The organism is Salmonella sp. A7 (assembly GCF_020181675.1).
Taxonomy (GTDB): Bacteria; Pseudomonadota; Gammaproteobacteria; order Enterobacterales; family Enterobacteriaceae; genus Salmonella; species Salmonella enterica.
On the sequence record NZ_CP084001.1, the window covers coordinates 1,287,833 to 1,300,808 of the forward strand.

At 53.3% G+C, this 12,976-nt stretch carries 11 protein-coding genes; all 11 read left to right on the forward strand.

The window, feature by feature from the left end; translation table 11 throughout:
- Positions 1-15: 15 nt before the first annotated feature.
- The 11 genes from ndk to LCS67_RS06240 all read left to right on the forward strand — a co-directional run bounded on the left by ndk (position 16) and on the right by LCS67_RS06240 (position 12,928).
- Positions 16-447: a nucleoside-diphosphate kinase gene (ndk, locus tag LCS67_RS06190; protein ID WP_000963846.1), complete on the forward strand. Its 432-nt coding sequence runs from the start codon at positions 16-18 to the stop codon at positions 445-447.
- A gap of 206 nt (positions 448-653) precedes the next feature.
- On the forward strand, positions 654-1,820 hold the full coding sequence (locus tag LCS67_RS06195) for a bifunctional tRNA (adenosine(37)-C2)-methyltransferase TrmG/ribosomal RNA large subunit methyltransferase RlmN (RefSeq protein ID WP_000003206.1): 1,167 nt from the start codon (positions 654-656) through the stop codon (positions 1,818-1,820).
- Between the two features lie 292 nt (positions 1,821-2,112).
- Positions 2,113-3,111, forward strand: a complete 999-nt coding sequence (gene rodZ, locus LCS67_RS06200) for a cytoskeleton protein RodZ (protein ID WP_001090886.1) — start codon at positions 2,113-2,115, stop codon at positions 3,109-3,111.
- 26 nt (positions 3,112-3,137) lie between these two features.
- Complete coding sequence (gene ispG, locus LCS67_RS06205; protein ID WP_000551832.1) at positions 3,138-4,256, forward strand: flavodoxin-dependent (E)-4-hydroxy-3-methylbut-2-enyl-diphosphate synthase; 1,119 nt, start codon at positions 3,138-3,140, stop codon at positions 4,254-4,256.
- 110 nt (positions 4,257-4,366) lie between these two features.
- Positions 4,367-5,641 carry a histidine--tRNA ligase gene (hisS, locus tag LCS67_RS06210; protein ID WP_001107141.1) on the forward strand — a complete coding sequence of 425 codons (1,275 nt, stop codon included), beginning with the start codon at positions 4,367-4,369 and terminating at the stop codon, positions 5,639-5,641.
- A 13-nt stretch (positions 5,642-5,654) separates the two neighbouring features.
- Complete coding sequence (locus tag LCS67_RS06215) at positions 5,655-6,275, forward strand: YfgM family protein (RefSeq protein ID WP_000409190.1); 621 nt, start codon at positions 5,655-5,657, stop codon at positions 6,273-6,275.
- 10 nt (positions 6,276-6,285) lie between these two features.
- Positions 6,286-7,464, forward strand: a complete 1,179-nt coding sequence (gene bamB / locus LCS67_RS06220; protein ID WP_001177071.1) for an outer membrane protein assembly factor BamB — start codon at positions 6,286-6,288, stop codon at positions 7,462-7,464.
- Between the two features lie 116 nt (positions 7,465-7,580).
- Positions 7,581-9,053, forward strand: coding sequence for a ribosome biogenesis GTPase Der (gene der, locus LCS67_RS06225; RefSeq protein WP_024151663.1), 1,473 nt, complete (start codon positions 7,581-7,583; stop codon positions 9,051-9,053).
- A gap of 88 nt (positions 9,054-9,141) precedes the next feature.
- Entirely contained in the window at positions 9,142-9,363 is a 222-nt protein-coding gene (locus tag LCS67_RS06230; protein ID WP_000406469.1) for a zinc ribbon domain-containing protein, read from the forward strand.
- A 346-nt stretch (positions 9,364-9,709) separates the two neighbouring features.
- Positions 9,710-11,902 carry an intimin-like inverse autotransporter SinH gene (gene sinH, locus LCS67_RS06235; protein ID WP_023136459.1) on the forward strand — a complete coding sequence of 731 codons (2,193 nt, stop codon included), beginning with the start codon at positions 9,710-9,712 and terminating at the stop codon, positions 11,900-11,902.
- 57 nt (positions 11,903-11,959) lie between these two features.
- Positions 11,960-12,928, forward strand: coding sequence for a SinI family autotransporter-associated protein (locus LCS67_RS06240; RefSeq protein WP_001149056.1), 969 nt, complete (start codon positions 11,960-11,962; stop codon positions 12,926-12,928).
- Positions 12,929-12,976 lie beyond the last annotated feature (48 nt).

Sequence of the window (12,976 nt, forward strand, 5' to 3'; positions counted from 1 at the left end):
ATTTCAGAGGTAAACATGGCTATTGAACGGACTTTTTCCATCATTAAACCCAACGCGGTGGCAAAAAACGTTATTGGCAGCATCTTTGCGCGCTTTGAAGCTGCAGGGTTCAAAATTGTTGGCACTAAAATGCTGCACCTGACCGTTGAGCAGGCGCGCGGCTTCTATGCTGAGCACGACGGCAAGCCGTTCTTTGACGGTCTGGTGGAGTTCATGACCTCTGGCCCTATCGTGGTCTCCGTGCTGGAAAGTGAAAATGCGGTACAGCGTCACCGCGATCTGCTTGGCGCCACCAATCCGGCGAACGCGTTGGCGGGTACGCTGCGCGCCGACTACGCTGATAGCTTAACTGAAAACGGCACCCACGGTTCGGATTCGCTGGAATCCGCGCAGCGCGAAATCGCCTTTTTCTTCGGTGAAGGCGAAGTGTGCCCGCGCACCCGTTAATCTCCTTCGTCTTTCACGCTGTAAATGCGTTGGCGATAAATTATCGGTTCAAATATTATTTTTGCTAATGCCGCGTGCAGACGTGGCATCCTTACGCCAGAATTTGTACAATGCAACGCCCCCGGACGAGCAGTAAGCTTACCGGGGCGTTTCTTTTTTCAACCCTCCAGGGGCCATAACGTGTAATAACGAGGCCGGAATAGCATATGTCTGAACAAATTGTCACACCTGAAAGCAGTACCCCGGTAGTTCTTAACAACGAAACAAAAATCAACCTGCTGGATCTCAACCGTCAGCAGATGCGCGAGTTTTTTAAAAACTTAGGTGAAAAGCCTTTCCGCGCCGATCAGGTGATGAAATGGATGTATCACTATTGCTGCGATAATTTTGATGAGATGACCGACATCAACAAAGTGTTGCGCGGCAAATTAAAAGAGGTCGCGGAAATCCGCGCGCCGGAGGTCGTTGAAGAGCAGCGTTCCTCAGACGGCACCATCAAGTGGGCGATTGCTGTCGGCGATCAGCGCGTTGAAACGGTATATATCCCGGAAGACGACCGCGCTACGCTGTGTGTCTCTTCTCAGGTAGGGTGCGCGCTGGAGTGCAAGTTTTGTTCAACTGCGCAGCAGGGCTTTAACCGCAACCTGCGCGTATCGGAAATTATCGGTCAGGTCTGGCGTGCGGCGAAAATCGTCGGCGCGGCCAAAGTCACCGGCCAGCGTCCGATCACCAACGTAGTCATGATGGGAATGGGCGAGCCATTGCTTAACCTGACCAATGTCGTACCGGCGATGGAAATTATGCTCGATGACTTTGGTTTCGGCCTGTCCAAACGTCGTGTCACGCTCTCAACGTCCGGCGTGGTGCCTGCGCTGGATAAGCTGGGCGATATGATAGATGTCGCGCTGGCTATCTCCTTACATGCGCCGAATGACACTATTCGCGACGAAATCGTCCCGATCAACAAAAAATACAATATCGAAACGTTCCTGGGCGCGGTTCGCCGCTATCTGGAGAAATCCAACGCCAATCAGGGGCGCGTGACGATTGAATACGTGATGCTTGACCACGTCAACGACGGCACTGAACACGCGCATCAACTGGCGGAGCTACTAAAAGAGACGCCTTGTAAGATTAATCTGATTCCGTGGAACCCGTTCCCTGGCGCGCCGTATGGCCGCAGCTCTAACAGCCGTATCGATCGCTTTTCTAAAGTTTTGATGAGTTATGGTTTCACGACCATCGTACGCAAGACGCGTGGCGATGACATTGATGCGGCATGCGGACAGTTGGCAGGCGATGTGATTGACCGTACTAAACGTACCCTGCGTAAGCGTATGCAGGGAGAGGTGATTGACATCAAGGCTATTTGATAGCAGTTGCGCCACGGTGCATTCATTATACCGTGGCGCAATGTCAGTTGAATAATGTCTGGCGTTGTACTTGTCTGGTCAATAATAACGGTGCGTTTTTGTCGACTTTAAGGCAGTATGTAACGGTGCAACAAGAGTTTAGCCTTGTGTCTTACGCGGTTTTGTCATCTGCGGCCTGACAGGCTTATACTGTCTGACTAAGGTTAACTAACCTGATGTTTCGCGGTGTGGGCGGGCATTACGGCTCGTCGGCGCCTGAATCCTAATTTACACGTACCTGTAGCTGTAGCGAATGAATACTGAAGCCACGCACGACCAAAATGAAGCACAAACCACCGGCGTTCGTCTGCGCAATGCCCGTGAACAACTCGGACTCAGCCAGCAGGCTGTCGCTGAGCGACTTTGCCTGAAGGTTTCTACGGTACGCGATATTGAAGAAGATAAGGCGCCGTCCGATCTTGCTTCAACCTTCCTGCGCGGATATATCCGCTCATATGCGCGTCTGGTGCATGTTCCAGAAGAGGAACTGCTGCCGGGGCTGGAAAAACAGGCCCCGCTGCGCGCCGCCAAAGTCGCTCCGATGCAGAGTTTCTCATTAGGAAAGCGTCGCAAAAAACGTGACGGCTGGTTAATGTCTTTTACCTGGCTGGTACTGTTTGTGGTCGTAGGGCTGACCGGCGCCTGGTGGTGGCAGAACCATAAGGCGCAGCAGGAAGAGATCACGACAATGGCCGATCAAAGCACGGCTGAACTGAACGCAGATAAAGACAGCGGCCAAAATGTACCGCTGGACACCCGTGACGCGACAAGTCAGGATACGACGCCAGCGCAAACGGCTCCGGCGCCTGCGACGCCGGTTGATTCGACAGCGGCGACGCAAACGCCAGCGTCAACGGCAACGCAAAATACGGTAGTCGCGCCTTCGCAGGCGAATGTCGATACGGCTGCGACATCTGCCGCGCCAGCGGCAACGGAAACGCCGTCCGCGCTGCCGACCAGTCAGGCTGGCGTAGCGGCGCCTGCTGCCGATCCGAACGCGCTGGTGATGAATTTTACCGCTGACTGCTGGCTCGAAGTCACTGACGCCACGGGTAAGAAGCTGTTTAGCGGTATGCAGCGTAAAGATGGTAATTTAAACCTAACAGGTCAGGCGCCTTATAAACTTAAAATTGGCGCACCGGCCGCGGTGCAGATCCAGTATCAAGGAAAACCTGTCGATCTGAGCCGCTTTATCAGAACTAATCAGGTTGCGCGTCTGACCCTTAATGCCGAACCGACACCGGCGCAGTAACAGACGGGTAACGCGGGAGATTTTTCATGCATAACCAGGCTCCGATTCAACGTAGAAAATCGACACGTATTTACGTTGGGAATGTGCCGATTGGCGATGGCGCCCCCATCACCGTTCAGTCGATGACTAACACGCGTACCACTGACGTGGAAGCGACGGTTAATCAGATCAAAGCGCTGGAACGCGTTGGCGCAGATATTGTTCGTGTTTCTGTACCGACCATGGACGCCGCCGAAGCGTTCAAGCTTATCAAACAGCAGGTTAACGTCCCGCTGGTTGCCGATATTCACTTCGACTACCGCATTGCGCTGAAAGTAGCGGAATACGGCGTTGACTGCTTGCGTATCAACCCCGGCAATATCGGTAACGAAGAGCGCATTCGTATGGTGGTGGACTGCGCGCGCGACAAAAACATCCCTATTCGTATCGGCGTAAATGCCGGATCGCTGGAAAAAGATCTGCAGGAAAAATACGGTGAGCCGACGCCGCAGGCGCTGCTGGAATCAGCCATGCGCCATGTCGATCATCTCGATCGTCTCAACTTTGATCAGTTCAAAGTGAGCGTAAAAGCGTCCGATGTATTCCTTGCCGTTGAGTCTTATCGTTTGTTAGCCAAGCAGATCGATCAGCCGCTGCATCTGGGGATCACCGAAGCGGGCGGCGCGCGTAGCGGGGCAGTCAAGTCGGCGATCGGTTTAGGTCTGCTGTTATCGGAAGGCATCGGCGACACGCTGCGCGTATCGTTGGCGGCCGACCCGGTGGAAGAGATCAAAGTCGGTTTCGATATTTTGAAGTCGCTGCGCATTCGCGCGCGCGGCATCAATTTCATCGCCTGCCCGACCTGTTCTCGCCAGGAGTTCGACGTTATCGGCACGGTGAACGCGCTGGAGCAGCGTCTGGAAGATATCATCACCCCGATGGACGTCTCGATCATCGGTTGCGTAGTGAACGGACCGGGCGAAGCGCTGGTATCGACGCTGGGCGTGACGGGCGGCAATAAGAAAAGCGGCCTGTATGAAGACGGCGTGCGTAAGGACAGACTCGATAACGACGATATGATCGCGCAGCTTGAATCCCGTATTCGCGCGAAAGCAAGTCAACTTGATGAAGCGCGTCGGATTGACGTGCTGCAGGTTGAAAAATAAGAACGTGATGGGAAGCGGCGCGCTTCCCGTGTATGATTGAACCCGCATGGCTCCCGGTTCGTTCGGGGAAGCGCTGAGGGTTCATTTTTATATTCAGAAAGAGAATAAACGTGGCAAAAAACATTCAAGCCATTCGCGGCATGAACGATTATCTGCCTGGCGAAACCGCCATCTGGCAGCGCATTGAAGGCACACTCAAAAACGTGCTCGGCAGCTACGGTTACAGTGAAATCCGCTTGCCGATTGTAGAGCAGACCCCGTTATTCAAACGCGCGATCGGTGAAGTTACTGACGTGGTTGAAAAAGAGATGTACACCTTTGAGGATCGCAACGGCGATAGCCTGACATTGCGCCCTGAAGGTACGGCGGGCTGTGTACGCGCCGGCATCGAACATGGTCTCCTGTACAATCAGGAACAGCGTTTGTGGTATATCGGCCCGATGTTCCGTCATGAGCGTCCGCAAAAAGGTCGCTACCGTCAGTTCCATCAGCTAGGCGCCGAAGTCTTCGGCTTACAAGGCCCGGATATTGACGCGGAGCTGATTATGCTGACCGCCCGCTGGTGGCGCGCGCTGGGCATCGCTGAACACGTTAGCCTGGAGCTGAACTCTATTGGTTCGTTAGAGGCGCGTGCGAACTATCGCGATGCGCTGGTCGCGTTCCTCGAACAGCATCAAGAGACGCTGGACGAAGACTGCAAACGCCGCATGTATACCAATCCGCTGCGCGTGCTGGATTCAAAAAATCCGGACGTGCAGGCGCTGCTCAACGACGCGCCCGCTCTCGGCGACTATCTCGATGACGATTCACGCGAGCACTTTGCCGGCCTGTGTAAATTGCTGGACGCGGCGGGGATTGCCTACACCGTCAACCAGCGTCTGGTACGCGGTCTGGATTACTACAACCGCACCGTATTTGAATGGGTAACAAACAGTCTGGGGTCACAAGGCACCGTCTGTGCGGGTGGTCGTTATGACGGTCTGGTGGAACAACTGGGCGGTCGCGCTACCCCGGCAGTGGGCTTTGCGATGGGCCTGGAACGACTTGTTTTGTTAGTTCAGGCAGTTAATCCGGAATTTATTGCCTCTCCTGTTGTCGATATATACCTGGTGGCTGCCGGCGCACAAACGCAGTCTGCGGCAATGACGCTGGCGGAGCGGCTGCGCGATGAAATGCCAGGCGTGAAGCTAATGACAAACCACGGCGGCGGCAACTTTAAGAAACAGTTTGCCCGCGCCGATAAGTGGGGCGCCCGTATTGCACTGGTTCTTGGCGAATCTGAAGTCGCCGATGGGACTGTTGTAGTGAAGGATTTGCGCTCCGGTGAGCAAACGGCAGTGGCGCAGGACAGCGTCGCCGCGCATTTGCGCACTTTATTGGGCTAAGGAGAAGGACAGCGTGGAAATTTACGAGAACGAACACGACCAGGTGGATGCGATTAAACGCTTCTTTGCCGAAAACGGCAAAGCGCTGGCTGTCGGAGTGATTTTAGGGGTTGGCGCGCTGGTTGGCTGGCGTTACTGGAGCAGCCATCAGACGGAGTCCGCGCGTGCTGCTTCTCTGGCGTATCAAAATGCGGTGACGGCGGTAAGCGCCGATAAGCCGGATAGCATTCCGGCCGCTGAAAAATTCGCGGCTGAGAATAAAAATACCTATGGTGCGCTGGCGTCTATGGAACTGGCGCAGCAGTTTGTGGATAAGAATGAACTTAAAAAAGCCGAAGCCCAGTTGCAGCAGGGGTTGGCGGCCACCAGCGATGAAAATCTCAAAGCGGTGATTAATCTGCGTCTCGCTCGCGTTCAGTTACAGCTTAAGCAAGCTGATGCCGCGCTGAAAACTCTGGATGCCGTTAAAGGCGAAGGATGGACGGCCATTGTCGCGGATTTGCGCGGCGAAGCGTTGCTGAGTAAGGGTGATAAAAAAGGCGCGCGCAGCGCATGGGAAGCGGGCGTCAATAGCGATGCTTCTCCGGCGTTGAGCGAAATGATGCAGATGAAAATCAATAATTTGTCCATCTGAGAGGGACCCGATGCAATTGCGTAAATTACTTCTGCCAGGGTTGCTTTCCGTTACCCTGCTCAGCGGCTGTTCACTGTTTAGCGGCGAAGAAGATGTCGTCAAGATGTCTCCATTACCGCAGGTTGAAAACCAGTTTACCCCGACCACTGTCTGGAGTACCTCTGTCGGTAACGGAATTGGCGAATTTTATTCTAACCTTCATCCGGTAATGGCAGATAACGTGGTCTATGCAGCCGATCGCGCGGGCGTGGTAAAAGCGCTCAATGCGGATGATGGCAAAGAGATCTGGTCTGTGAATCTGGGCGAGAAAGACGGCTGGTTCTCTCGTTCGTCCGCGCTGTTGTCCGGCGGCGTCACGGTCGCGGGCGGTCACGTCTATATCGGCAGTGAAAAGGCCGAGGTTTATGCGCTGAATACCAGCGACGGTACCACAGCATGGCAGACGAAGGTCGCAGGCGAAGCGTTGTCTCGCCCGGTTGTCAGTGATGGAATCGTCCTTATCCATACCAGCAACGGTCAGTTGCAGGCGCTAAATCAGGCGGATGGCGCAATTAAATGGACGGTGAACCTGGATATGCCTTCGCTATCACTGCGCGGCGAATCTGCGCCGGCAACCGCGTTCGGCGCGGCTATTGTTGGTGGTGATAATGGCCGCGTCAGCGCCGTGTTGATGCAACAAGGCCAGATGATTTGGCAACAGCGTATCTCCCAGGCCACTGGCCCAACGGAAATTGACCGTCTGAGCGACGTTGATACCACGCCGGTTGTGGTAAACGGCGTCGTTTACGCGTTGGCGTATAATGGTAACTTAACGGCGCTGGATCTGCGCAGTGGTCAGATTATGTGGAAACGCGAGCTGGGTTCGGTCAATGACTTTATCGTCGACGGCGACCGTATCTACCTGGTCGATCAGAACGATCGCGTGCTGGCGCTGACCACTGACGGCGGCGTAACGCTGTGGACGCAAAGCGATCTGCTGCACCGTTTGCTGACCTCCCCGGTACTGTATAATGGTGATTTAGTCGTCGGCGATAGCGAAGGTTATCTGCACTGGATTGATGTTGATGACGGGCGTTTTGTGGCCCAACAAAAAGTAGACAGTTCCGGTTTTCTGACCGAACCGACGGTGGCGGATGGTAAACTGCTCATCCAGGCCAAAGACGGTACGGTCTACGCGATTACGCGTTAATCGTCACGGTTGTGCGTTTTAAAAAACGGCTCCTGGTGTAGGGGCCGTTTTCCTGTTTTTAACAATGGCGCAAAATGCGCGCGTTGTCTGATGATTTTTTTAATGAGGCTTTAAACATGGTACCTGTGGTCGCGCTTGTCGGGCGCCCTAACGTCGGAAAATCCACGCTATTTAACCGTCTGACCCGCACCCGAGATGCGCTGGTTGCGGATTTCCCGGGTCTGACTCGTGACCGTAAGTACGGTCGTGCGGAAGTTGAAGGCCGCGAGTTTATCTGTATCGACACCGGCGGTATTGACGGCACCGAAGACGGCGTCGAAACGCGGATGGCGGAACAGTCGCTGCTGGCGATTGAAGAAGCGGATGTGGTGTTATTCATGGTAGATGCGCGCGCTGGCCTGATGCCGGCGGATGAAGCGATTGCCAAACATCTGCGTTCCCGTGAAAAACCGACCTTCCTGGTGGCGAATAAAACGGATGGTCTCGATCCCGATCAGGCGGTTGTCGATTTTTACTCGCTGGGATTAGGCGAAATTTACCCTATCGCCGCCTCACATGGTCGCGGCGTATTGAGCCTGCTGGAACATGTGCTTCTGCCGTGGATGGATGATGTCGCGCCGCAGGAAGAGGTGGATGAAGACGCGGAATACTGGGCGCAGTTCGAGGCGGAACAAAATGGCGAAGATGCGCCGGAAGATGATTTTGACCCGCAAAGCCTGCCGATAAAGCTGGCGATTGTTGGTCGCCCGAACGTAGGTAAGTCCACACTCACTAACCGTATTCTCGGCGAAGAGCGCGTGGTGGTATACGACATGCCGGGCACCACTCGCGACAGCATTTATATCCCGATGGAACGCGACGAACGGGAATACGTGCTGATTGACACGGCGGGGGTGCGTAAGCGCGGAAAAATCACCGATGCGGTAGAAAAGTTCTCGGTGATTAAAACGTTGCAGGCGATTGAAGACGCTAACGTCGTACTGTTGGTTATCGATGCGCGCGAGGGGATCTCCGACCAGGATTTGTCTCTGCTGGGCTTTATCCTCAATAGTGGGCGCTCACTCGTTATCGTAGTCAACAAATGGGATGGCCTGAGCCAGGAAGTCAAAGAGCAGGTGAAAGAGACGCTGGATTTCCGTCTGGGCTTTATTGATTTTGCCCGCGTCCATTTTATCTCTGCGCTACACGGCAGCGGCGTCGGCAACCTGTTTGAGTCCGTACGCGAGGCTTACGACAGTTCCACTCGCCGGGTGAGCACTGCGATGCTGACCCGTATCATGACGATGGCGGTGGAAGATCATCAGCCGCCGCTGGTGCGCGGTCGCCGTGTGAAACTGAAATATGCCCACGCTGGCGGCTATAACCCGCCGATTGTGGTGATTCACGGCAACCAGGTAAAAGATCTGCCAGACTCCTATAAGCGCTATCTGATGAACTACTTCCGCAAGTCGTTGGAAGTGATGGGGACGCCGATTCGCATTCAGTTTAAAGAAGGGGAGAACCCGTATGCGAACAAGCGTAACACACTGACGCCAACGCAAATGCGCAAACGTAAGCGTCTGATGAAACATATCAAGAAAAGCAAGTAATGCTTTTTCAGTAATATTCCAGGCCTGACAAGCGCTGCGCTATCAGGCCTTTCAAGTAAAAGTGAGTCACGCGCCTGAGGAGAATGTTATGGAAATAACCTGCCCCGTTTGCCATCACGCGCTGGAGCGCAATGGCGATACAGCGCATTGCGAAACATGCGCTAAAGATTTCTCGTTACAGGCAATGTGTCCTGATTGCCGCCAGCCATTACAGGTTTTGAAAGCCTGCGGCGCAGTGGACTATTTTTGCCAGAACGGTCATGGTTTAATTTCAAAAAAACGGGTTAACTTCGTCATTTCCGATCAATAAAATCGCTGTCGACGTTGCGCCGCAGAGCAGAGGCGCCGACGTCTTATCCGGCTAAGGACAAAAGCGTTATTCGATACTCCCGTAATATCAGCATCGTATCCTGCCCGGCAGCTATTTTATTCTTTTTATTTATTCAACTATTTATAGGGAATATTATTTCCGAAAATTAATATTAGAAATAAATAATAGCCTTCTTTTTTATTTATTATATCAATATTATAACTCTGTTTCATATTAAACTTTTCTTTTTAGGAATATATTTAGGTCTGTTAGTTATGATTCCATCTGAATCATCCATATAATATCTTTTCATAGCGGCGTGTTTATTTAACGACAGGGATATCATATGGTGCGAAGGATTCGCATTCTGGTTTTGCTATTAGTGTCTGGAGTATCAGTTGCGGCTTCCGGCGCAGATAACTCTGTATCTGCAAATGATGAAAGCCACTCCTCCCTGCCTGATTTAGCCAGCGAATCCGCGAAAAAAGAAGAACAGGAAAATAAAGGAAAGACCTTTAAAGAACAGGGCGCTGACTACTTTATTAATTCCGCCACCCAGGGCTTTGATAATCTCACCCCGGAAGCGCTGGAATCCCAGGCGCGCGGTTATATTCAAGGGCAAGTCACGTCTTCTGCGCAATCCTATCTCGAAGGTATGCTTTCGCCTTATGGTAAAGTGCGCACCAGTTTATCTATTGGCGAAGGCGGCGATCTGGACGGCAGTTCGCTGGATTATTTTATTCCCTGGTATGATAACCAGAGCACGCTTTTCTTTAGCCAGATTTCGGCTCAGCGTAAGGAAGACCGCACCATTGGTAACGTTGGGCTTGGCGTTCGCCAGAACGTCGGCAACTGGCTGCTTGGCGGCAACGCATTCTATGACTACGATTTTACGCGCGGTCACCGTCGATTAGGCCTGGGAACCGAAGCCTGGACGGATTACCTGAAATTCTCCGGCAACTATTACCATCCTCTTTCTGACTGGAAAGATTCCAAAGATTTCGACTTTTATGAAGAACGACCCGCGCGCGGCTGGGATATCCGCATGGAAAGCTGGCTGCCGTTTTATCCGCAGCTTGGCGCTAAATTAGTTTATGAACAGTACTACGGCGATGAAGTGGCGCTGTTTGGCACCGATAACCTGCAAAAAGATCCTCATGCCGTTACCGTCGGACTAAATTACACGCCGGTACCGCTGGTCACGGTTGGTACGGATTACAAAGCCGGTACTGGCGATAGTAACGATTTTAGCGTTAACGCGACCGTGAACTACCAGATAGGCACGCCGCTGGCGGCGCAGCTCGATCCGGAAAACGTTAAAATTCAGCACTCCTTAATGGGCAGCCGCACCGATTTTGTCGATCGTAACAATTTCATCGTTCTCGAATATCGCGAGAAAGATCCGCTGGACGTCACGTTGTGGCTGAAGGCCGACGCCACCAACGAACACCCGGAATGCGTGATTGAAGATACGCCTGAGGCCGCGGTGGGGCTGGAGAAATGTAAGTGGACGGTCAACGCGCTGATTAACCACCATTACAAAATTATTTCTGCTTCCTGGCAGGCGAAAAACAACGCCGCCCGTACGCTGGTGATGCCGGTGGTGAAAGCGGATGCGTTAACCGAAGGTAACAACAACCGCTGGAATCTGGTGCTTCCTGCTTGGGTTAACGCCGATACCGAAGAGCAGCGCACCGCGTTGAACACCTGGAAAGTACGCATGACGCTGGAAGATGAAAAGGGCAATAAGCAGAACTCCGGCGTGGTTGAAATCACCGTCCAGCAGGATCGCAAAATTGAACTGATCGTCGACAACATTGCCGATACCGATCGCAGCGATCACAGCCATGAAGCCAGCGCGCTGGCCGATGGCGAAGACGGCGTGGTGATGGATCTCCTGATCACCGATTCCTTTGGCGACGCCACGGATCGCAATGGTAACGAACTGGTGGACGATACCATGATGCCCGTGTTGTACGACAGCAATGATAAAAAAGTCACCCTGGCCCAGACGCCCTGCACTACGGAAACCCCCTGCGTGTTTATTGCCAGCCGTGACAAAGAAGCGGGGACGGTGACGCTTTCCAGCACCCTGCCGGGCACTTTCCGCTGGAAGGCGAAAGCAGACGCCTATGGCGACAGTAACTACGTTGATGTCACTTTTATCGGCGACAACCTGAGCGCGCTGAATGCGGTGATTTATCAGGTCAAAGCCGCCAACCCTGTCAACCTTATCGGCAAAGAAGATAAGCACCCTACGGTCAATAATACCTACCGTTTCCTGCTGTGGCGCGACAAGAATAAAGACAATGTTTTTCAGATGTCCGAGCAGCTCACGGAAGAAGAGATGGCGCTGTACGACTACCAGTGGGAGTTTACCGGGCAGAGTACAAACGGACATACCGGCGCGCTGGCCAACACCATGAATGAAGATCTTGTCCTGCCAGTAACCAATAAAGAGGCGGCGCAGAAGTTTGCCGCCAATGAGGAAGATGGCGTTCAGGGTTACGGCATACGCGTTACGTATAGCCAGAAATAGCGTCAGCGTTGTGGCTGACCAGCCAGCCGCTGAATTTTGAGAAAAAGGAGAGTCTGAATGCAAGCAACAGTAAAACGGCGGCTGACGAAGGTCGCTTTAGCATTAGTAGTTGCCGGGTATTGCGCCGCGCCAGCGGTGGCGGCAAACGGTAATCTGAAATCGGGGCAGTGGCAGATTGTCTCTGAACAGACGGGCACCATTCAGGGTACGGTGCCGTGGATTACCCGTGCGGCGGATAAAACTGCGGATACCGATAAAGATCACGTAACGGTAACTATCGATCGCGGCGATCGTAAAATTGTGACCGAAGGCGATAAGCAGTTCCACGTTGGCGATAAGGTCACGGTGAACTGGGCGATTGGCGATACGGAAGGCGACCTGGATACCGACAACGCCGCCACGAAATTGACGGTACAGTGGATGAGATACAGCGACCAGAATGGTAGCAATCCCGAAGAGATTGGCACCAAAGGTAGCGATACCTATGAAATTCAGGCGGGTGACGCCGACCACTATATCGGTATCAAAATCACGCCAACCACCACCACCGGTGATCCTGCCGTGGCAGCTGAACTGCTGTTGAAAGACCTGTCGACCGATGCGGGCGGTGGTGCGGATGGTGACGATATTCCGGAAGGTCCGGTGGTGGATGAAAACGTCCATGTGGTTATCTACGAGTCTGGCTCAACCACCAACCTGCTGGGTACCTCTACTCCGCTCAAAACCAACACAACTTATAAGGTTCTGTTGTGGAAAGATAAAGAGGGTGGTACGGCAGGTAAATACGATACCGGTGAAGAGGTTACCAGCCAGTACGACTACCGCTGGAAATTCGTCGGCACCAGTAAAATTGCAGGTACCGGTACTGGCGGTATCGTCAACGAAAGCTGGAACGATAAAGACCTTGTCATCCCTGTCACCAACGCCGAAGCGAAAACGGCGTTCGAGGGCGCGGAAGGCGGCGTTACCGTGGGCTCCGACGGTGTCCAGGGCTTTGGTTTGTCCATCGACTACAGACGCAAATAAGTTGTCCTCAACATACCACTCCCCGCGGGGAGTGGTATTTTCCGCGCA